Source organism: Actinoallomurus acaciae (genome assembly GCF_042429965.1).
In the GTDB taxonomy this organism is placed as follows: Bacteria; Actinomycetota; Actinomycetes; order Streptosporangiales; family Streptosporangiaceae; genus Actinoallomurus; species Actinoallomurus acaciae.
This window is the reverse complement of sequence record NZ_JBHLZP010000042.1, coordinates 1-18,719: the sequence shown is the minus strand read 5'-3', so window position 1 is coordinate 18,719 and position 18,719 is coordinate 1. Positions and strand designations below refer to the sequence as shown.

Annotated in this window: 22 protein-coding genes and 3 tRNA genes; 3 read left to right on the top strand and 22 right to left on the bottom strand. The window is 69.3% G+C overall.

What is annotated here, in order from left to right; genetic code table 11:
* Window positions 1-43: 43 nt before the first annotated feature.
* The 10 genes from ACFFNX_RS08490 to ACFFNX_RS08445 form a co-directional block, all read right to left on the bottom strand.
* The gene (locus ACFFNX_RS08490; protein WP_378197777.1) at window positions 44-1,069 is read right to left on the bottom strand and encodes an ABC transporter ATP-binding protein; all 1,026 of its coding nucleotides are present in this window, start codon (window positions 1,067-1,069) and stop codon (window positions 44-46) included.
* Between the two features lie 355 nt (window positions 1,070-1,424).
* Window positions 1,425-1,814 (bottom strand): 50S ribosomal protein L7/L12, encoded by a 390-nt coding sequence (gene rplL / locus ACFFNX_RS08485; protein ID WP_378197775.1) that lies wholly within the window; start codon window positions 1,812-1,814, stop codon window positions 1,425-1,427.
* Between the two features lie 70 nt (window positions 1,815-1,884).
* The gene (gene rplJ, locus ACFFNX_RS08480) at window positions 1,885-2,451 is read right to left on the bottom strand and encodes a 50S ribosomal protein L10 (RefSeq protein WP_378197773.1); all 567 of its coding nucleotides are present in this window, start codon (window positions 2,449-2,451) and stop codon (window positions 1,885-1,887) included.
* A gap of 307 nt (window positions 2,452-2,758) precedes the next feature.
* Window positions 2,759-3,640 (bottom strand): SCO4651 family lipoprotein, encoded by an 882-nt coding sequence (locus ACFFNX_RS08475; protein ID WP_378197771.1) that lies wholly within the window; start codon window positions 3,638-3,640, stop codon window positions 2,759-2,761.
* Window positions 3,641-3,822: 182 nt separating this feature from the next.
* Complete coding sequence (locus ACFFNX_RS08470) at window positions 3,823-4,659, bottom strand: SCO4651 family lipoprotein (protein ID WP_378197768.1); 837 nt, start codon at window positions 4,657-4,659, stop codon at window positions 3,823-3,825.
* A gap of 258 nt (window positions 4,660-4,917) precedes the next feature.
* Complete coding sequence (rplA, locus tag ACFFNX_RS08465; protein ID WP_378197766.1) at window positions 4,918-5,640, bottom strand: 50S ribosomal protein L1; 723 nt, start codon at window positions 5,638-5,640, stop codon at window positions 4,918-4,920.
* 59 nt (window positions 5,641-5,699) lie between these two features.
* The gene (rplK, locus tag ACFFNX_RS08460) at window positions 5,700-6,131 is read right to left on the bottom strand and encodes a 50S ribosomal protein L11 (protein WP_378197764.1); all 432 of its coding nucleotides are present in this window, start codon (window positions 6,129-6,131) and stop codon (window positions 5,700-5,702) included.
* A 153-nt stretch (window positions 6,132-6,284) separates the two neighbouring features.
* Window positions 6,285-7,046, bottom strand: coding sequence for a transcription termination/antitermination protein NusG (nusG, locus tag ACFFNX_RS08455; RefSeq protein WP_378197762.1), 762 nt, complete (start codon window positions 7,044-7,046; stop codon window positions 6,285-6,287).
* Between the two features lie 58 nt (window positions 7,047-7,104).
* Window positions 7,105-7,350 (bottom strand): preprotein translocase subunit SecE, encoded by a 246-nt coding sequence (gene secE, locus ACFFNX_RS08450; RefSeq protein WP_378197759.1) that lies wholly within the window; start codon window positions 7,348-7,350, stop codon window positions 7,105-7,107.
* Between the two features lie 101 nt (window positions 7,351-7,451).
* A tRNA-Trp gene (locus ACFFNX_RS08445) sits at window positions 7,452-7,525 on the bottom strand.
* Between the two features lie 176 nt (window positions 7,526-7,701).
* Here ACFFNX_RS08445 and ACFFNX_RS08440 point away from each other — a divergent pair.
* Complete coding sequence (locus ACFFNX_RS08440) at window positions 7,702-8,904, top strand: pyridoxal phosphate-dependent aminotransferase (protein ID WP_378197757.1); 1,203 nt, start codon at window positions 7,702-7,704, stop codon at window positions 8,902-8,904.
* A 136-nt stretch (window positions 8,905-9,040) separates the two neighbouring features.
* Here ACFFNX_RS08440 and ACFFNX_RS08435 read toward each other — a convergent pair whose 3' ends face one another.
* The 3 genes from ACFFNX_RS08435 to ACFFNX_RS08425 are packed head-to-tail and all read right to left on the bottom strand — an operon-like array spanning window position 9,041 to window position 11,229.
* Window positions 9,041-9,769 (bottom strand): hypothetical protein, encoded by a 729-nt coding sequence (locus tag ACFFNX_RS08435; RefSeq protein WP_378197755.1) that lies wholly within the window; start codon window positions 9,767-9,769, stop codon window positions 9,041-9,043.
* A gap of 3 nt (window positions 9,770-9,772) precedes the next feature.
* Window positions 9,773-10,312 (bottom strand): SigE family RNA polymerase sigma factor, encoded by a 540-nt coding sequence (locus tag ACFFNX_RS08430; protein WP_378197828.1) that lies wholly within the window; start codon window positions 10,310-10,312, stop codon window positions 9,773-9,775.
* Window positions 10,313-10,368: 56 nt separating this feature from the next.
* The gene (locus tag ACFFNX_RS08425; RefSeq protein WP_378197753.1) at window positions 10,369-11,229 is read right to left on the bottom strand and encodes a hypothetical protein; all 861 of its coding nucleotides are present in this window, start codon (window positions 11,227-11,229) and stop codon (window positions 10,369-10,371) included.
* A gap of 200 nt (window positions 11,230-11,429) precedes the next feature.
* Between ACFFNX_RS08425 and ACFFNX_RS08420 the strand changes: the two genes are divergently transcribed.
* The gene (locus ACFFNX_RS08420; RefSeq protein WP_378197751.1) at window positions 11,430-12,461 is read left to right on the top strand and encodes an adenosine deaminase; all 1,032 of its coding nucleotides are present in this window, start codon (window positions 11,430-11,432) and stop codon (window positions 12,459-12,461) included.
* A 266-nt stretch (window positions 12,462-12,727) separates the two neighbouring features.
* Here the strand turns inward: ACFFNX_RS08420 and ACFFNX_RS08415 are convergent, their stop codons facing one another.
* From ACFFNX_RS08415 to ACFFNX_RS08375, 9 genes are all read right to left on the bottom strand, one after another.
* Complete coding sequence (locus ACFFNX_RS08415) at window positions 12,728-13,222, bottom strand: VOC family protein (RefSeq protein ID WP_378197749.1); 495 nt, start codon at window positions 13,220-13,222, stop codon at window positions 12,728-12,730.
* 88 nt (window positions 13,223-13,310) lie between these two features.
* Entirely contained in the window at window positions 13,311-14,378 is a 1,068-nt protein-coding gene (locus ACFFNX_RS08410; protein WP_378197826.1) for a UDP-N-acetylmuramate dehydrogenase, read from the bottom strand.
* Window positions 14,375-14,800, bottom strand: coding sequence for a MaoC/PaaZ C-terminal domain-containing protein (locus tag ACFFNX_RS08405; protein ID WP_378197747.1), 426 nt, complete (start codon window positions 14,798-14,800; stop codon window positions 14,375-14,377). Before ACFFNX_RS08405 ends, ACFFNX_RS08410 begins: the two co-directional genes overlap by 4 nt.
* A 3-nt stretch (window positions 14,801-14,803) precedes the next feature.
* A complete protein-coding gene (locus tag ACFFNX_RS08400; protein WP_378197745.1) occupies window positions 14,804-15,241 on the bottom strand; it encodes a MaoC family dehydratase N-terminal domain-containing protein in 438 nt (145 codons plus the stop codon).
* A 138-nt stretch (window positions 15,242-15,379) separates the two neighbouring features.
* Window positions 15,380-15,544, bottom strand: a complete 165-nt coding sequence (gene rpmG / locus ACFFNX_RS08395; RefSeq protein WP_285582773.1) for a 50S ribosomal protein L33 — start codon at window positions 15,542-15,544, stop codon at window positions 15,380-15,382.
* Between the two features lie 82 nt (window positions 15,545-15,626).
* Window positions 15,627-15,700: transfer RNA gene (locus tag ACFFNX_RS08390), tRNA-Met, on the bottom strand.
* A 95-nt stretch (window positions 15,701-15,795) separates the two neighbouring features.
* Window positions 15,796-15,871, bottom strand: a tRNA-Thr gene (locus ACFFNX_RS08385).
* Window positions 15,872-15,939: 68 nt separating this feature from the next.
* Window positions 15,940-17,067 carry an acyl-CoA dehydrogenase family protein gene (locus ACFFNX_RS08380; RefSeq protein ID WP_378197742.1) on the bottom strand — a complete coding sequence of 376 codons (1,128 nt, stop codon included), beginning with the start codon at window positions 17,065-17,067 and terminating at the stop codon, window positions 15,940-15,942.
* Window positions 17,068-17,197: 130 nt separating this feature from the next.
* A complete protein-coding gene (locus tag ACFFNX_RS08375) occupies window positions 17,198-18,292 on the bottom strand; it encodes an alkene reductase (RefSeq protein ID WP_378197740.1) in 1,095 nt (364 codons plus the stop codon).
* Between the two features lie 112 nt (window positions 18,293-18,404).
* Between ACFFNX_RS08375 and ACFFNX_RS08370 the strand changes: the two genes are divergently transcribed.
* A partial coding sequence (locus ACFFNX_RS08370; protein WP_378197738.1) for an AAA family ATPase occupies window positions 18,405-18,719 on the top strand: 315 nt, incomplete at its 3' end.

Sequence of the window (18,719 nt, the reverse complement as noted above, 5' to 3'; positions counted from 1 at the left end):
CGTGACCACCGCGGCGTGTCTTCGATTCCCTCGCTCCGCTCGGTCATGGGCGGCCACCTCCGGCGCCGGTCCCCGCCACGGGTGTGCGCTCGGCGACGTACCGCGGCCACTCCTCCAGCCAGTCGCGGCCCTGGTCGTCGACGAACGAGCCGGACGGCGGGGTGACGCCGTGGGCGCGCAGCCACTCTCCGGGCGCGCGCTGGGCCCCGCGCAGGCGGCCGTCGGCCGGCATCAGCTGAGGCGGGATGGGCGGCAGGCCGCCGGGGTCGTGCCCCATGCGGGCCTCGGCCTCCAGCTCGGAGACGTCCTTCTCCTCGGACATGCCGATGGGACCGACCTTGCGGGCGTTGAGGAACTGCCGGACGACCGGCTCTTCGCTCGACAGCAGCATCTCGCGCGGCCCGAACATCACCAGCTCGCGCCGGAACAGCAGGCCGATGTTGTCGGGAACGGTCCGGGCGGTGTTGATGTCGTGGGTCACGATGAGGAACGTCGCGTTGGTCTCGGCGTTGAGGTCGACGATGAGCTGGTTGAGGTAGGCCGTGCGGACCGGGTCGAGACCGGAGTCGGGCTCGTCGCAGAGGATGATCTCGGGTTCGAGCACGAGGGCGCGGGCCAGCCCGGCGCGCTTGCGCATACCGCCGGAGATCTCGCCGGGGAGCTTGCGTTCGGCCCCGAGCAGGCCGACCATCTCCATCTTCTCCATGACGATCTTCTTGACCGCCGACTCGCTCTTGTTGGTGTGCTCGCGCAGGGGGAAGGCGATGTTGTCGTAGAGGTTCATCGAGCCGAATAGCGCGCCGTCCTGGAACAGGACGCCGAACAGCTTGCGCGTCTCGTACAGGTCGTGCTCGCGAAGGTGGGGCATGTCGCGGTCGCCGATCCAGCAGTGACCGCGGTCGGGCTTGAGCAGCCCGACGAGCGTCTTGAGGAAGACCGACTTACCCGTACCGGAGGGCCCGAGCATCACCGAGATCTCTCCGGCGGGCAGGGTCAGCGTCACGTCCTCCCAGATGACCTGACGCCCGAAGGACTTGGTCAGACCATCGACTCTGATTTCGACGCCCACTCGTCACCTTTCGTCCGGCCGGGGGGGGTATCCGGTCCAACGAGCGAGTTACCGCTGAGTCACGGTGCCGTATGACGTAGCGCCAGCGCAAGGTGGCGTCCGGTTCCGTGTAAAGCGTGCAACTACCGTAGTCGTCCCTTTCACCATTGGAAGGGGGCATGGCCGATACCGGTGTCATGGCGAAGGCCTTGTAAGCAGATCGTTACTCGATCCTTATGAGACTAGCGGTCCAACAAGGCACTTGTGAAGGGTGTCTCAACGCGAGGACCCGCGCACCCGGCACGGACCCCGGGGCAAGAGAAAGGGCGGCCACCCGAAACCGGGTGGCCGCCCCGAAGAGCGGTGAAGCAGACGACTACTTGACCGTCACGGTGGCGCCGGCCTTCTCCAGGGCCTCCTTGGCCTTTTCCGCCGCCTCCTTGTTGACCTTCTCGAGCAGGGGCTTCGGCGCGCCGTCGACCAGGTCCTTGGCCTCCTTCAGGCCCAGGCTCGTGAGGGCGCGAACCTCCTTGATGACCTGGATCTTCTTGTCACCGGCGGCCTCGAGGACGACGTCGAACTCGACCTTCTCCTCCGCGGCCTCGGCCGGGGCGCCCGGATCGGCGTCACCGGGGGCGGCGACCGCGACGGGGGCGGCGGCCTGGACGTCGAAGGTGTCCTCGAACTGCTTCACGAACTCCGACAGCTCGAGAAGCGTCATCTCCTTGAACGCGTCGAGCAGCTCGTCGGTGCTGAGCTTCGCCATGATGTCTCCTGTCCTGTCGGCCCGGTCGCTGCCCGGGCCACGTACTCAAAAGGTCTCTACGACCGCGGGATCAACCCTCGTCGGACGCTGCGGCGGGCGCCTCGGCCGGCGCCTCGCCCTCGCTCTCGCGCTTGACCCGCAGGGCGTCGGCCAGCTGGGCGGCCTTGACCGGCAGGGCGTTGAAGACGGCGGCGGCATTGCCCATCGACGCCTTCATCGCGCCCGCGAGCTTCGCGAGCAGAACCTCGCGCGACTCGAGGGAGGCGAGCTTGGTGATCTCGTCGGGCGTCATCGGCTTGCCGTCGACGACACCACCCTTGATCACCAGGTCCGGGTTGGCCTTGGAGAAGTCACGCAGGCCCTTGGCGGCCTCGACCACGTCACCGCGCACGAACGCGATCGCCGACGGCCCCTGAAGCAGCTGCTCCAGCTCCTCGGCGACCCCGGCCTCGCGCGCCGCGATCTTGGTCAGCGTGTTCTTCACCACGGCGAACCGTGCGTTGTCTCCGAGGGACCGGCGCAGCTCGCTGAGCTGCGCCACGGTGAGCCCGCGGTATTCGGTCAGCACGGCGCCACTCGAGCTCTCGAATGCAGATTTGAGCTCGGCGACGGCTGCCGTCTTGTCCGCTCTCGCCATGGCCCTCCTTCCAGATGTACGCCGGCAAGGAAGGCCCAGGAACAGGAAAGGCCCCGGCGCAGGCGCACGGGGCCGACCGCGACGGACGTCGCGTTCGAAGGCTCTCGTCATCACCTGCGCTGGCCACCCGCTGTGCGGGACCTTCGGCCACCCATGCGGGTGACGACCGGCGGTCTTCGGCAGACAAGAGAGTACGCGCCCCGAACCGGTACTCCAAATCGATTCCGGGCGCGCGGGCGAACCGGGCGGTGGCCGCGCGGCCGCCCGGAGCGTGTCCGGGCGGCCGCGTGGCCCTCACAGGCGAGTGTCAGCCGGGAGCGTTGGCGCCGCCGTCCTTGAGCTTGAGGCCGTCCGCGACCTGGCTCTTGGCCGGAGTCTTGATCGAGACGGGCTTGTTGAAGTCGACGTAGTTCATGGCCGTGTCGAGCTTCAGCTTCGCGCCGGGCGGTGTGGCCAGCGTGATCTTGCGCGGCAGCTGCTTCCCGTCGATCCACAGGTTGAAGTTCAGCTTGTCGAGACCGGCCTGGTTGAAGATCTTCTGGGCCTCGGCGCGCTGCTCGCTGCCGAGCTTGGACAGCGCGTCGCTGAGCGCGAACGTGCCCTGGTAGCGCGTTGTGGAGACACCGCCGACCGTCTCCGTACCGACCTTGCGCACGTCCTTGGACGCGGTGAGCATCTTGGCGTTCAGCGCCGGGTCGGCCTGGCGGCCCTGGCTCTCCAGGCCCTTGACGTCGACGCCGGTCGCCTTGCTCAACTCGGTGGTCGAGAAGCTCACCCACGGCTTGCCGGCCTGCTTGGCCAGGGCGGGGACCTTGAGGTAGATCGTGTCGCCGCTGAAGACCTCCTGGAACCCCGCGGTGGTCTTGCCCGGAGTCTTGATCGCGGGCACGTCGAGCTTCATCCCCGGGTCCGGCTTCAGCCGGAACGCCAGGTCACCCTTGAGGTCGGTCTGCCTCCCGTTCACGACGCTGGAGGTCGACAGGGTCGCACGGAACGACTTCAGGTCCGCCGTCCTGTCCGAGGCCTTCCCGAGGGCCTCCTGCGCCGCCGTGAGGTGCACACCGTTCGCAGGCTTGTCGCTCCCCGACGCGTCGCTCTTACCCCCGTCCGCACGGCAGCCCGTGAGGGACACCGTCAGCGCCAGCCCGGCGGCGGCGCCTGCCACGTATCGACTGGCCCTTGCTGTCATCTCGAGTTCCTTCCAGGTTGACGGCCGACCCTTCCGTTGAAGGCGGAGCCTTTTTGCCCTTTCGGCCCGCCTCGCAACGTGTCGGTTCAATACCTGAGCAAGGCCCCTTCAAACAAAATGTCCCGTGACTTAAGTCACGGGACATTCCGTTTAGAAGACGAATCGGCTGGTCAGCCCTGCTATTAGTGCATCTGGGAGCCCAGAGCGTTCTTGAGCTGGTTGCCGTCGGTCACCTCGCCCGCCGGGGGCGCGCTGACCGAGAACGACTTGTTGTAGTCGCTGAAGATCATGGTCGAGGACCCGGTGCCCTTGTCGGCCGTGACCTTGGTGACGAGCTTGCGGGGCAGGCTGTCCTTGCCCACCCACAGGTCGAACGTCACCTTGTTCGCGCCGGACCGCTGGTAGAACTGCTTGAACGCCTGCTGCGCCCCCGCGTCGAGCCGGCCGACCTGCTCCGGGGTGACCGTGCCCGTGTAGTGCGTGGTCTGCACGCCGTCGATGCTCTGGGTGCCGACCCGGCGGGCGTCCTTGGACCCGGTGAAGATCTTCGTCTGCTCGGCCGGGTTGGCCCGCTTGATGATGCTGTCGAGGTTGACCCCTGCCTGCTTGCTCGCCTGGGAGATGGAGAACTTCACCCACGGCTTGCCACCGGTGAACTGCGACAGCTGCTGCGGGACCTTGGCGTAGAAGTCATCCCCGAGGAGGATGGCGCGTTCGCCGCCCGGCAGCGACTGGCCCTTCACGGTGGCCGAGTCGAGCGTGCCGACGGCCTGGAGCTGCGGCTTGAGGCGGATCTGGATGGTGCCGTGCATCTTGGCGGCCGCCTCGCCACCGGTGCCAGCGGCCGTGACCGCGACCTTGTACGAGTCGACCGTGGCCGTCTTCTGCGACGCCAGGGCGATGGCCTGCGCCGCCGGGACCTGGGCGCTCTGCTTGTCGTCGCCGCTCCCCTGGCACGCGGTCAGGGAGACGATGAGCGCGGCTCCCGCCGCCGTCCCCACGGCGTATCGACGAACCATTGATTCCTCCTGCGTCTCGCGTATGGCTACCGGACGCGGATCTCGGTCCGCGAACCGTTCTGTCTCCGGCCGATTACGAGTCTTGTCCCCAACGATCCGTAGGACATCCCCCACAGGGACCAAATGGTTTATCCCCGCATGCTCCCCAGGTCGTACGGCCGGGTGCCCCAATGCCAATTCCGGGGCAGCGGCGATCCCGGACGCGAAAAGGGGCGCCTCCCCGGCGGGAGACGCCCCTTGACGAGCAGAACGGCGAGGTCAGCTCGCCGCGCCCTCGAACTCCGCGGTGAGGTTGCGGGTCTGGCTCGGGTCGAGCGGGATGCCCGGTCCCATCGTGGTGCTCAGGGTGCCCTTCTTGATGTAGCGCCCCTTGGCGGCCGACGGCTTGAGCCGCAGGATCTCCTCGAGCGCCGCGGCGTAGTTCTCCACGAGCTGACGCTCGTCGAAGGAGGCCTTGCCGATGATGAAGTGGAGGTTGCCGTGCCGGTCGACCCGGAACTCGATCTTGCCGCCCTTGATCTCGGAGACCGCCTTGGCCACGTCGGTGGTGACGGTGCCGGTCTTGGGGTTCGGCATGAGACCGCGCGGGCCGAGCACGCGGCCCAGCCGGCCGACCTTGCCCATCATGTCCGGGGTCGCGACGACCGCGTCGAAGTCCAGGAAACCGCCCTGGATCCGCTCGATCATGTCGTCCGTGCCGACGTAGTCGGCGCCGGCCTCACGGGCCTCGTCCGCCTTCGCGCCACCGGCGATGACCAGCACGCGCGCCGTCTTGCCGGTGCCGTGCGGCAGGTTGACCGTGCCGCGGACCATCTGGTCGGCCTTACGCGGGTCGACGCCGAGCCGGAACCCGACCTCGACGGTCGCGTCGAACTTGGTGGGCGAGGTCTGCTTGGCCAGCTTGACGGCCTCGGCCGGGCTGTACAGAGCGGACTTGTCGATCTTGGAGTCGGCCTCGCGGTAGGCCTTGCTGCGCTTCATGTGCGTCTCCTTGCTGGAGTGCGTGGTGTGGGCCGCGCGAGCCCTCCCACGGGGGTAGGTCAGTCGGCGACGTTGATGCCCATGGAACGGGCGGTGCCGGCGACGATCTTCTCGGCCTGCTCGATCGAGCCGGCGTTCAGGTCGGGCATCTTGGTCTGGGCGATCTCCCGGAGCTGGTCGCGGGAGATGCTGCCGACCTTGGTCTTGTGCGGCTCGCCGCTGCCCTTGTCGACCCCGGCGGCCTTCTTGATGAGCTGGGCGGCCGGCGGCGTCTTGGTGACGAAGGTGAACGAGCGGTCCTCGTAGATGCTGATCTCTACGGGGATGACGTTGCCGCGCTGGGACTCCGTGGCAGCGTTGTACTGCTTGCAGAAGTCCATGATGTTGACGCCGTGCGGACCGAGCGCGGTACCGACGGGCGGCGCGGGGGTCGCCTGACCGGCCTGCAGCTGGACCTTGACGATCGCGGCGAGTTTCTTCCTGGGAGGCATGCCTCACCCCTAGCGTTCCTGTGTGGCTTCGGCCCCGACTCCCGCACTCGCGGGCAACACGGCGGCTGGAACGTCGACCGCCGCGTTGGGGCCCTTATCTCCTCGGCAGGCGAGGACCCCGCTCTCGCGGGACCCCTCGCCGACGAGGAGTGGTCAGATCTTGGAGACCTGGTTGAACGACAGCTCGACCGGGGTCTCCCGACCGAAGATCGAGACCAGCACCTTGAGCTTCTGCGCCTCGGCGTTGATCTCGTTGACCGTCGCGGGCAGCGTGGCGAAGGGGCCGTCCATGACGGTGACGGACTCGCCGACCTCGAAGTCGACGGTGGCCGTGGTCTTGGCGGTCTCCTTGGCCTTGACCTGCTCCTCCGGCTCGGGCGCCAGCAGTGTGGCGACCTCACTGAGGTGCAACGGCGACGGAGTGTTGGAAAGTCCTACGAAGCCCGTCACGCCGGGCGTGTTGCGTACGGCGGCCCAGGACTCGTCGGTGAGGTCCATGCGAACCAGGATGTAGCCCGGCAGGACCTTCTCGCTGACCTTCTGGCGCTTGCCGCCCTTGACCTCGGTGACCTCGTGCTGCGGCACCTCGACCTGGAAGATGAAGTCCTCCATGTTGAGCGACTGGGTGCGCTGCTCGATGTTGGTCTTGACGCGGTTTTCATACCCCGCGTACGAGTGAACGACGTACCACTCGCCCGGCAGGCGCCGCAGCTGCGTCATGAAGTCGCCGACCGGGTCGGACGGCTCCTCGGGAGACTCGTCCGCCGGCGTCTCGGCGGCGGCGTCCTCGGCCGAGGCGCCCTCCGGCGTCTCGGCGGACTCCGCGGCGACGTCTTCAGCCTCGGTCGTAGCCGCCGTCTCCACGGACTCGGCCTCCGTGACGGCCTCGTCGTGGAGCTCAGGGGACTCGGACACGATCACTCTTTCTCTCGTTACGTAATGTCTTGCCGGATGCGATGCGTGATCAGCCGAGTCAGCCGAACGCCTTCAGGGTCAGCCACGAGAACAGGTTGTCGAGACCGAACACGATCGCCAGCACAATGACCACAAAGATCAGCGAAACGGCCGTGTACGTGACAAGCTCGTTGCGCGTCGGCCAGATGACCTTGCGAAGCTCGGCGACCACCTGGCGGTAGAACAGCAGGGGAGAAGTCCGCTTCCGGCGCGGCTTCTTCTCCTTGTCCTTGGTCGCGGCGTCGCCGCGCGTGTCAGTCGCCATCGATGTCGACGCATCCCCTCGTCGGTCGTGTCGCAAACTCCGCTGTGGGCGTGCGCATCACTACGTCCGCGTACTTCAGGTTAGCCGCGAACCGCAATCCGCAGGGCAGGAGGGACTCGAACCCCCAACCACCGGTTTTGGAGACCGGGACTCTGGCCAATTGAGCTACTGCCCTTCGCAGTGGCACCGCCTCAGGGCGCGTCAGACCCCTGAGCGACGTCACTAAGTGCTGCAGTCTACGTGTCAAACCACCTCCGCGTCGAACCAAACGCCGTAGCGCGCCCGGCTCGGCTCCGGCCACCGCCGATATCCGGCTGAGATCTTCGCACGCCGTCTGCGACGATGGTGCCTATGAGCACTCGAATCTCCGCCCGGATCGCCGCGATCTCCGAATCCGCGACACTCGCCGTTGACGCCAAGGCGAAGGCGCTGAAGGCCGCGGGCCGCCCGGTCATCGGATTCGGCGCCGGCGAGCCGGACTTCCCGACACCCGACTACATTGTCGAGGCCGCGGTCGAGGCGTGCCGTACGCCCCGTTTCCACAAGTACACGCCCGCGGGCGGGCTGCCCGAGCTCAAGGCCGCGGTCGCGGAGAAGACCAGGCGTGACTCCGGCTTCGAGGCCGACGCGTCCCAGGTGCTCATCACCAACGGCGGCAAGCAGGCGGTGTACGAGGCGTTCGCCGCGCTGCTCGACCCGGGCGATGAGGTGCTGGTCCCGACCCCGTACTGGACGACGTACCCCGAGTCGATCAAGCTGGCCGGCGGCGTACCGGTCGACGTGGTCGCCGACGAGACCACCGGCTACCTCGTGACCGTGGAGCAGCTGGAGGCGGCCCGTACGGACCGGACCAAGGTGCTGCTGTTCGTCTCCCCGTCCAACCCGACCGGCGCGGTCTACAGCCGCGAGCAGGTCGCCGAGATCGGCCGCTGGGCGGCCGAGCACGGCCTGTGGGTGGTCACGGACGAGATCTACGAGCACCTCGTGTACGGCGACGCCGAGTTCTCCTCGATGCCCGTGGTGGTGCCCGAGCTGGCCGACCGCACGCTGATCCTCAACGGCGTCGCCAAGACGTACGCCATGACCGGCTGGCGCGTCGGCTGGATGATCGGCCCCAAGGACGTCGTGAAGGCCGCCACGAACCTCCAGTCGCACGCGACGTCCAATGTCGCGAACGTCTCCCAGGCCGCGGCGCTCGCGGCGGTGAGCGGCGACCTCACGGCCGTCGCGCGGATGCGCGAGGCGTTCGACCGGCGCCGGCAGACCATCGTCCGGATGCTCAACGACATCTCCGGCGTCGTGTGCCCCGAGCCGCAGGGCGCCTTCTACGCCTACCCGTCGGTCAAGCAACTGCTGGGCAAGGAGATCCGCGGCAAGCGCCCGCAGACGTCCGTGGAGCTGGCGGCGTTGATCCTGGAGGAGGCCGAGGTCGCCGTGGTGCCGGGTGAGGCGTTCGGCACGCCCGGCTACTTCCGCCTGTCCTACGCCCTGAGCGACGAGGACCTCGCCGAGGGCGTGGGCCGCATGGGCAAGCTGCTCGCCGAGGCCCACTGAGCGAAACGAGAGGACACGTTTTCGTGAGCCCCTGAGGCGTACGCGAGAAGAGGCCGCCCCGTCATCCGATGACGGGGCGGCCTCTTTCGCGGGTGCCGGGGCGCAAGGGGTGGAGGGCGGCGCGTCCCGGCGCCCCTCAGGTGACGTTCACACTGTCGGCGATACGCGTGATGCTGCCGCCGAGCGACGGACTGACACCGACCCAGACTCCCAGGCCGTGCCGTTCGATCCACATGATCTGGCTGGGCACCGCCGGACCGTCCGAGCGCAGGCCCGGATGGCCGTGCACGCGGAACGCCTTGGCCAGCGGCGGCGCCAGCCCGAGGTCGGACGGCGTCTTGAGCCCGCCGTCGTGGACGAGGCGCACCTCGATCCAGCCGGTGGAACCGCTCCAGCGGCAGGTCTTGGTCTCCTTCGTCCCCGTGTGCTCGGTCGTGCACGGCTTGGCGGTGAGGCCGCGGGGAAGGTAGCCGAGCAACGCCTTGACCGCGCCCAGGTCAGGCCCCTGGTCAGCGGCCGGGCGCTTGGGCCTCTCCGCCGAGGGTGAACCCTTCGATCCGGCACCAGGAGAGCTCGAACGGGCATCCACCGAGGGCGTCGGCGACGCGGACGGCGTGCGGGCCGTCTGCTGTCCGTTCTTCCGTCCGGCCGGACCGTCCGCACCGACGGTCTGTGGGCGGATCGTGTGGTACGCCGGGATCATCCCGGCCGCCACGATCACCCCGGCGGCACCGACGGCGAACGCCGCGCGGCGTCGTACCGTCCGGTGATGGCGGCGCTTGGCGTCCGTAGCGAGCGTCCCCGGCGCGGAGACATCCGTGACATGGTCCGCCATGGCCTGCCGTAGCTCATTTTCCAGATCCATGGTTCACCCCCTTGATACTGCCGTGTTGACGGATGAGCCCATCCGCTCACGCAACCGCGCGAGCCCCCGCGCGGCCTGACTCTTGACCGTGCCGACCGAGCATCCGAGCATCTTGGCCGTGTCGGCCTCCGACATGTCCTCCCAGTAGCGGAGGACGAGCACCGCTCGCTGACGCGGACCGAGGCGGCGCAACTCGTCGATGAGGACGCCCCGGAGCTCGACCGTGGACGTCTCCGACGCCGAGGGGACCTCCGGCGGGCTCGGCATGTGCACCTCACGCAGAACCCGCCATCGTCTCGCCCGGCTCACCGTCAGATTCACGAGGATGCGGCGGACGTACGGCTCCGGATCGGCGTCGGTACTGATCTTGTTCCAGTGCCGGTAGGCCTTTTCCAGCGCCGTCTGCAGGATGTCCTCCGCATCGGACCGCGCGCCGCACAGCAGACTCGCTGTGCGGAGCAATGCGGTACCCCGCTCCGCCACGAACTTGACGAATGACTCGTCATCTCGACGCGCCAATGTGCTCCGTCCGGTGAACGCCACATCGAATGCCGACCGGTCGCGGGTGGCCCGCCGCGCCGGGGCCACCCGCGCCGTGCTCACTGCGTGTGAAGCTGGGAGGCGATGCCCGGCAGCAGCGCGGCCGTCGCCGGGTTGGTGCCGGTGAGCCGGACCGCGTAACCGCTGTCGTCAAGCCACAGCATGCCCTCGTGGGTCGGCGTCTGCCACGCGTTTCCGCCACTCACCGAGACGAACTGACCGGGCATCTTCAGCTCCTGCGCCAGCTCGGCCAGGGTGACCTGCGGCGGAGTCTGGATGCGCTCCACCGTGATGGTGCCGGGCAGGGAGCCGACGAGCTGCTGGGTCCAGACGCACGCCGCGCGGCTCTGGATGGTGATGCTGTGCTCGTGGACGACGCCGAACTTCGCGCCGTTCGGCAGCGTGAACTGCTTGGCCTTGGCCTGCTCGTTCTTGATCACCGCGGGGACCTTGTCGCAGGAGACGGCCTCCGGCAGCGACGGGGCGGCCGGCACCTTCGGCGGGGTCGCGGTCTTGGCCTTCTGCTCGCCGGCAGCGTGGCAGGTGGGCAGCTTGCTCACCGGCAGCTTGGCGAGCTCCTCGGCCGGGAGCACCTTCGGCGCCTTGCCCGGCAACGCGGGCAGGGTCACCGGGGTCGTGGGCGCCTTGGCGACCAGAGCCTCGATCTGCTGCTCCACCTTCGCCCTGGCGGCGGCGAGGGCCTTGCTGCCCTTCGGCAGGTTCGGCACGCAGGTGGGGACCGAAGGCACGGCCGGGGCGGAGGGCAGCTTCGCCTCGGGGGCGTGCTTGGCCACGTCCTTGGCGGCCGCCGGGGCGCTCGGGGCGGGGCTGCTGTTTCCGACGGTCGCGTATGTGACACCGCCCGCGGCGATGGCGCCGGCCGTCGTGGTCACCAGCAGAGCTACCTTGAGCGTCTTCATGGAGTCATGCCCTTTCAGCCTGTGTTGGTTCAGCCTGTGTTGCTCTCGCGCCCCTCATATACGCGTGAGTCCCATGGGGGGTTGCACGCCTCTCAAAAACTTTTTTCCGGGCGGTCCCGCCGCGGTCTCGGCATGGCCCGGACGGGCGGTTCTCGGGGGAGGTGGCATGCGCGGGGTGGGCCATGCGGTTATATCTCCGCATGGAGGCCCGTCCGATCGCCGCGCTGTCAAAGACCCACCTGCATGTGCACTTCACCGGCTCGATGCGGCACACCACGCTCGTGGAGCTCGCCCGCCGGCACAACGTGCACCTGCCCGACGCCCTGGTGGAGGAGTGGCCTCCCCGCCTGCACGCGACGGACGAACGCGGCTGGTTCCGGTTCCAGCGGCTCTATGACATCGCCCGTTCGGTGCTCCAGGACGAGGAGGACGTGCGCCGGCTGGTGCGCGAGACGGCCGAGGACGAGGCCTCGGAGGGCTCGGGCTGGCTGGAGATCCAGGTGGATCCGAGCGGGTACGCCGCGCGGTTCGACGGGCTCACGGCCTTCACCGAACTGGTCCTGGACGCCGTGCGCGAGGCCTCCTCGGCCACCGGCGTGGGCATCGGAGTGATCATCGCGGCGAACCGTACGCGGCATCCCCTCGACGCGCGGACGCTGGCGCGCCTCGCGGTCCAGTACGCCGGGCACGGCGTCGTCGGGTTCGGACTGTCCAACGACGAGCGGCGCGGCCGGGCCTACGACTTCGACGCGGCGTTCCGCATCGCCAAGCGGGGCGGGCTGCTGGCGGCGCCGCACGGCGGGGAGCTGCTGGGTCCGTCGAGCGTACGAGCGTGCCTGGACGCCCTGGGAGCCGACCGGATCGGACACGGGGTCCGCTCGGCCGACGATCCGAGGCTGCTGGAGACGCTGGCGGCGCGCGGCGTGACACTGGAGGTCTGTCCGTCGTCCAACGTCGGCCTGGGGGTCTTCGCGACGCCGTCGGAAGTCCCGGTACGAGAGATCTTCGAGGCGGGGGTGCCGATCGCCCTGGGCGCGGACGACCCGCTGCTGTTCGGTTCACGGCTGACGCGGCAGTACGAGCTGGCGCGGGAGGTGCACGGCTTCACGGACTCGGAGCTGGCCGAGCTGGCCCGCTACTCGATCCGAGGCTCCGCCGCACCGCCCGAACTGCAGAAACGCCTGCTGGACGACGTGGACATGTGGCTGCGCACGCCCCCGGGGCCGAGCTGACGAGGCGGCCCCGCGGAACGCGCGCCCCGGTCACCTCCGGCCGCCCGGTCATCCACAGGCCACCGAAGCTCTTGTCCCCCCGAGCCGAATCGCGGGACGATGAGATTGGGATGGTCCCCCGGGCGGGTGGGCTCCACCCTGAGAGGCGGCGGGGTTCCATCCTGAGAGGCGGCGGAGTTCCATCCTGAGAGGCGGCGCGTGGATCCCACCCCGGAGAAGCTGAGCTCGGGCCTCACCCCGAAGAGGCGGCGTCCGGGGCGGTGAGGTCACGCACGGGATTTTCCCGGCACTCGGCTGAGTGCGCCCTGGCGGTCGGGGCCGTAGTGCTCGATCTCGGCGTCCAGGTCGAGGGGCAGCGTGCGCATCTCCGTGTCGTCGCCGAGCAGCTCGTGCGGCACCAGCCAGGAGACCTCGAACTCCAGGCCGTCCGGGTCCTTGGCGTACAGCGCCTTGGTCGACCCGTGGTCGCTGGCTCCCACCAGGGCGCCCGCCTCGGCGAGGCGGTCGCGGTGCTCCCGCAGGTCGGCGAGGGTCGGGACCTCCCAGGCCAGGTGGTACAGGCCGACGGCCGAGCGGCCGGCGGGCGGTGACGCCGCGGCGTCACCGACGCCGAACAGGCCCAGGTCGTGGTCGTTGTCGGAGTCGGGCGCCCGCAGGAACACGGCGTTCGGCAGGCTCACGATCTCCCGGAAGCCCAGGACATCGCGGTAGAACGCCGCGCTGCGCCGCGCGTCGCGTACGTACAGGACGGCGTGGTTCAAACCCCGGATCGGCATACCCGCTGGAACGCCGTGCTCACCGGCGCGATTCCCGTTTCCGGGCGAATACTTGAGAGTTCAACGAACTCGGTCAGAGGCGTACGCCGACGAAGACCGGTTCGTTGACCAGGGTCACGCCGAACACCGCGTGCACCCCGTCGCGGACCTCGCGGGCGAGGGCCAGCAGGTCCGCCGTACGGGCGCCGTCCGGGTTTGTCAGGGCCAGGGTGTGCTTGGTCGAGATGCGCACCGGGCCGCGGGCGTGTCCCTTGGCGAAACCGGCCTTGTCGATGAGCCAGGCGGCCGAGGTCTTCACGCGTCCGTCGGCCTCCGGGTAGAGCGGGAACGCCACGTCCGGGCCGAGCCGCTCGGCGACCCGCCGCTCCAACTCGGCCACCTGCTCGGAGTCGAGGATCGGGTTGGTGAAGAACGACCCGGCGCTGCGCGTGTCGGGGTCGGTGGCGTCCAGGACCATGCCCTTGCCGCGCCGCAGCGCCAGCACGGCCTCGCGTGCGTCCTTGAGCGGCACGCGGTCGCCGGCGGACACGTCCAGGCGGCGGGCCAGTTCGGCGTAGCGGATCGGCGTGGACGCGTCCGCCGGCTCCAGCGCGAACGTCACCTCCAGCACGACGTGACGGCGGGAGCGCTTGAAGGCGCTGGTGCGATAGCCGAACGCGCAGGCCTCCCGGTCGAGGGTGACGACCTCACCGCGCTCGCGGTCGTACGCGCGGACGGAGACGATCGTCTCGCTGACGTCCTGGCCGTACGCGCCGACGTTCTGGATGGGCGTGGCGCCGAGGCGGCCCGGGATGCCGGACAGGCACTCCACCCCGGCGAGCCCCTCGTCCACGCAGCGGGCGACGAACGGCTCCCACTCCTCACCCGCCTGCGCGCGGACCAGCACGCCGCGCGCGGACGGGGTGATCGTCACTCCGCGGGTGGCGACGTGGACGACCGTGCCGGGGAAGCCCTCGTCGGCCACGACGAGGTTGCTGCCGCCGCCGAGGACGAGGAGGGCCTCGCCCGCCTCGTCGGCGTCGCGTACGGCACCGATCAGCTCGTCATCGGTCGTGGCCTCGACGAAGCGTCGCGCCGGGCCGCCGAGCCGCAGCGTCGTGTAGCCGGAGAGGTTCACCCGCTCGCAGAGAACGGCCATCAGGCCAGGCGCACCGTTGCTTTGGCGCGGGTGAGGACCTTCTCACCGGCCGAGCGGGCGGTCAGCGCGACCACGACGGTGTTGTCCTCGCGCTTCTCCTCGATCTTGCCGGAGATCACGATCTCGGCGCCCTCGTCGTCGGGGACGATGACCATCGAGGAGAACCGGACGCCGTAATCGATCACCGCGCCCGGGTCGCCGGCCCAGTCGGTGACGAACCGGCCGCCCTCGGCCATGGTGAACATCCCGTGCGCGATGACGTCGGGCAGGCCGACGGACCTGGCGAAGTTCTCGTTCCAGTGAATGGGGTTGAAGTCGCCGGACGCCCCGGCGTACCTGACCAGGTCGAGGCGCTTGACCGGGTAGGTGCGCTCCGGGATCTCCTGGCCGACCTCGACGTCGTCGTACTTCACGGTGGCGGTCATGCGTCAGGCCCCCCGCTCGATCAGGACGTTGTGCGACGTGCAGATGTACTCGCCCTCGACCGTCGTGACGACGGTCTGGACGTCGAGGCGCTCGTTGCGGCCGATCGAGCGGATGCCGGAGATCGTCGACTCGGTCACCACCACGTCGCCGGCCCGCAGCGGACGCTGGTACTCGAAGCGCTGCTCGCCGTGGACCACCATCGCGAAGTTCAGGCCCAGCTCGGGGTCGAGCAGCGCGTCGCTGCCGAGGGTGATGACGATCGGGAAGGTCGGCGGCGCGATCACATCGGCGTGGCCCACGGCCTTGGCGGCGTCGCGGTCACGGTAGATCGGGTTCGGATCGCCGATCGCGTCGGCGAACTCCCTGATCTTCACGCGGGAGACCTCGTACGGCTCCGACGGCGGGAAAGCCCGCCCGATGAAGTCGCGGTTCAGCGCCATGCAGTCCATCCCTTCGCGCCGGGTGCGCACCGCCGCCGGTGCCGGTGGGGCGACCGTAACAGAACGTGGTTCAGCCCGCCCCGGCAGATCGCCGGGACGGGCCGGATGAGGTTCGGTGACGCCCGAAGGCGGCGCGGCTCAGCGAGTCTCGCGGTGCGCCTGGTGCTTACGGCAGTTCGGGCAGTACTTCTTCAGCTCCATGCGGTCCGGGTCGTTACGCCGGTTCTTCCGCGTGATGTAGTTGCGGTGCTTGCACTCCTGGCAGGCCAGCGTGATCTTTGGCCGTACGTCGGTGGCAGCCACGAGGGAGTGCCTTCCTTCCAAGGGACAGTGACCTGACAACCCTCACCGGACCGCTCACGTGTGCGGGCGATCGGTGAGGTAGTAGCGGAGGCCGGACTTGAACCGGCGACACAGCGATTATGAGCCGCTTGCTCTGCCTGACTGAGCTACTCCGCCACGAACAAATCCGGGAGGATCGGGGACAGAATACAGGATTCCACACCCGCACCCGGAACAGCCGACATCACGCTCTTGGAGTGAATATCGGCTGGTGGAGCCCCCTTACGGAATCGAACCGTAGACCTTCTCCTTACCATGGAGACGCTCTGCCGACTGAGCTAAGGGGGCGTGCGGCCTTCCGCGCTCCGTAACCATACACGGTCCGCGTCGACGACACGAAATCGATAAGCCGGGATTCAGCGGACCAGGGCGCGGGCGATGACGATCTGCTGGATCTGGCTGGTGCCCTCGTAGATGCGGAAGAGACGGACGTCGCGGTAGAGACGCTCGACGGCCACGCCGCGCATGTAGCCCATCCCGCCGAACACCTGCACGGCACGGTCGGCGATCCGCCCGGCCATCTCCGAGCAGAAGTACTTCGCGCACGAGGGCCCCATCCGGCGGTCCTCGCCCGAGTCGTACGCCTTGGCGGCCTGCAGGACCATCGCGCGGCCCGCGTACAGCTCGGTCTGTGAGTCGGCGAGCAGGCCCTGGATGAGCTGGTGGTCGGCGATCCTCTGCCCGCCCTGCCTCCGCTCCCTGGCGTACGCGACGGTCTCGTCGAGGAGCCGCCTGCTCAGGCCGACGCAGACGGCGGCGATGTGCAGGCGACCGTGGGACAGCGAGGTCATCGCCGTACGGAACCCGGTGCCCTCCTCGCCGACCATCGCCGATGCCGGGACGCGTACGCCGTCGAAGAACACCTCGGCGGTGTGGGCGCCGCGCTGTCCCATCTTCTGGTCCGGCCTCCCCACGGTGAGGCCCTCCGCGCCCGCCTCGACGATGAAGGTCGAGATGCCGTGGCCGCCCTCACCGCCGGTGCGGGCGAACACCATGAACACGTCGGCCTCGGGCGCGTTCGTGATGAAGCGCTTGCTGCCGTCGATCACGTAGTGATCGCCGTCTTTCCGGGCCGTCGTGGTCAGCGTGCTCGGGTCGGAGCCGGCCTCGGCCTCGGTCAGCGCGAACGCGCCGATGGCCGTACCGGCGGCGAGCCGCGGAAGCCACCGTTCCCGCTGCTCGTCGGTCCCGGCCTTGACGATCACTTGCCCGGCGATGCCGTTGCTGGTGCCGAACATCGACCGGAAGGCCGGGCTCGCGTAGCCGAGTTCGAACGCGAGGCGCACCTCCTCGCTCATCGACAGGCCCAGACCCCCGTACGCCTCCGGGAGCGCGTAGCCGAACAGGCCCATGTCGGCGGAGGCCCGGCGCAGGTCGGCCGGGATCCGGTCGGTCTCCTCGATCTCCTCCTCGCGCGGGACCACCCTCTCGCGCACGAAGGAACGGACCGCGTCGAGCACGTCCGCGAAGTCCTGGGCGTCCATGAGGCCTCCGGCCGACCGAATCGGATTCCGAAATTATGTCTGGACTCTACCCAGTCGTCCCTTCCGCAGGTAGCCGCAGGAGCAAGGGACGGTCATGGACTTCACCCGACTGATCGTTTCGGCTCCTGACCTACCCCCGGGTGCCGCCCTCCAGCGTCGGGTAGTCGGTGTAGCCGCGGTGGTCGCCGCCGTAGAAGGTCGCCCGGTCGGCCTCGTTGTAGGGCCCGCCGGCCCTGATGCGCGCGGGCAGGTCCGGGTTGGCGAGCCAGAGCTGGGCGAACGCGACCGCGTCGGCGACGCCCTCGCGGAGAGCCTCCACGCCGTCCTCGGGCCGGGCCGGGGAGGACAGCGCCTCCGGCGTCGGGTGCGGGTTGAGGATCAGCGCGCCCGGCCACTCGGCGCGCAGCGTCCGCGTGAGGGCGCGGTCCCCCAGCTCCATGACGTGCAGGTACGCGATGCCCAGCGGAGCCAGCTCGCGCAGCAGGGCGCGGTAGAGCTCCTCGGAGTCGCTCTCGCTGACGCCGTTGGCCGTACCGCCCGGCGAGACGCGCAGGCCGACGCGCTCGGGACCGACCGCGTCGGCGACCGCCCGCACGACCTCGGCCGCGAAGCGGATCCGGTTCGGGATCGAGCCGCCGTAGGCGTCGGTGCGCCGGTTGCTCCCGTCGGCGAGGAACTGCTGGATCAGGTAGCCGTTGGCGCCGTGCAGCTCCACCCCGTCGAACCCGGCCTCGATCGCGTTGCGCGCCGCGGCCGCGAAGTCCTCGACCGTCCGAGCGACGTCCTCGATCGTCAGCTCCCGCGGCGTCGGGTGGTCGAGCATGCCGTCCGGGGTGAACAGCTTCTCGCCCGAGGGGATCGGCGACGGCCCGACCGGCAGCGCGTCATCGGGATAGAGGTACGGGTGCCCGACCCGGCCGCCGTGCATGATCTGGGCGAAGATCCGGCCGCCCTCGGCGTGCACGGCCCCGGTCACCGCGCGCCACGCCTCCAGCTGGCCCGCGTCGTGCAGTCCCGGGGTCCAGATGTAGCCCTGGCCGATCACGTTCGGCTGGATGCCCTCGGTGATGATCAGCCCGGCCTCGGCGCGCTGCGTGTAGTACTCCACGGTCAGCTCGTTCACCCGGCCCGCGTCCACGGCGCGGCTGCGGGTCATCGGCGACATCACCAGGCGGTTCCGCAGCTCCAGCTTCCCGATTCTCACCGGCTCGAACAGCTCGTTCATGGCTTCCTCACGTTCGATGTCTCAGTCGTACTGGCCGGTCATGAAGGTATGGACGGCCGGATACGGACCGAATCCGTAGGGTTTCGGTATTCGGGCCCGTAATTTGGATGCCGTGCTTCACGGGCGTGACATCGAGCTGGCGCGGCTCTCCCAGCTGATCACCGAGGCGCGCCACCACCGGCGCAGCGGCGCGGCGGTGCTGCGCGGCGAGGCGGGCATCGGCAAGTCGGCGCTGCTCGAATGGGCCGCGAGGGAGGTGACGCACGCCACGCCGGAGACGCACGGCGACATGCGGGTGCTGCGGGTCACCGGCTTCGAGGCCGAGCGCGACATCGCGTTCGCCGGCCTCCTGCAGTTGCTGTGGCCGGTACGCGACCGGATCGACGGGCTGCCGCACGCCCAGGCCGCCGCCCTGCACGGCGCGCTC

Excerpts from the sequence above, each read along its gene's own strand:
- rplA (WP_378197766.1), bottom strand. The coding sequence starts at position 5,640 with ATGAAGCGCAGCAAGGCCTACCGCGAGGCCGACTCCAAGATCGACAAG.
- ACFFNX_RS08380 (WP_378197742.1), bottom strand. The coding sequence starts at position 17,067 with ATGGACGCCCAGGACTTCGCGGACGTGCTCGACGCGGTCCGTTCCTTC.
- secE (WP_378197759.1), bottom strand. The coding sequence starts at position 7,350 with ATGGCGACTGACACGCGCGGCGACGCCGCGACCAAGGACAAGGAGAAG.
- rplL (WP_378197775.1), bottom strand. The coding sequence starts at position 1,814 with ATGGCGAAGCTCAGCACCGACGAGCTGCTCGACGCGTTCAAGGAGATG.
- ACFFNX_RS08375 (WP_378197740.1), bottom strand. The coding sequence starts at position 18,292 with ATGAACGAGCTGTTCGAGCCGGTGAGAATCGGGAAGCTGGAGCTGCGG.
- ACFFNX_RS08475 (WP_378197771.1), bottom strand. The coding sequence starts at position 3,640 with ATGACAGCAAGGGCCAGTCGATACGTGGCAGGCGCCGCCGCCGGGCTG.
- ACFFNX_RS08440 (WP_378197757.1), top strand. The coding sequence starts at position 7,702 with ATGAGCACTCGAATCTCCGCCCGGATCGCCGCGATCTCCGAATCCGCG.
- ACFFNX_RS08420 (WP_378197751.1), top strand. The coding sequence starts at position 11,430 with ATGGAGGCCCGTCCGATCGCCGCGCTGTCAAAGACCCACCTGCATGTG.
- rplK (WP_378197764.1), bottom strand. The coding sequence starts at position 6,131 with ATGCCTCCCAGGAAGAAACTCGCCGCGATCGTCAAGGTCCAGCTGCAG.
- ACFFNX_RS08400 (WP_378197745.1), bottom strand. The coding sequence starts at position 15,241 with ATGGCGCTGAACCGCGACTTCATCGGGCGGGCTTTCCCGCCGTCGGAG.
- ACFFNX_RS08405 (WP_378197747.1), bottom strand. The coding sequence starts at position 14,800 with ATGACCGCCACCGTGAAGTACGACGACGTCGAGGTCGGCCAGGAGATC.
- ACFFNX_RS08425 (WP_378197753.1), bottom strand. The coding sequence starts at position 11,229 with ATGAAGACGCTCAAGGTAGCTCTGCTGGTGACCACGACGGCCGGCGCC.
- rplJ (WP_378197773.1), bottom strand. The coding sequence starts at position 2,451 with ATGGCGAGAGCGGACAAGACGGCAGCCGTCGCCGAGCTCAAATCTGCA.
- ACFFNX_RS08470 (WP_378197768.1), bottom strand. The coding sequence starts at position 4,659 with ATGGTTCGTCGATACGCCGTGGGGACGGCGGCGGGAGCCGCGCTCATC.
- ACFFNX_RS08435 (WP_378197755.1), bottom strand. The coding sequence starts at position 9,769 with ATGGATCTGGAAAATGAGCTACGGCAGGCCATGGCGGACCATGTCACG.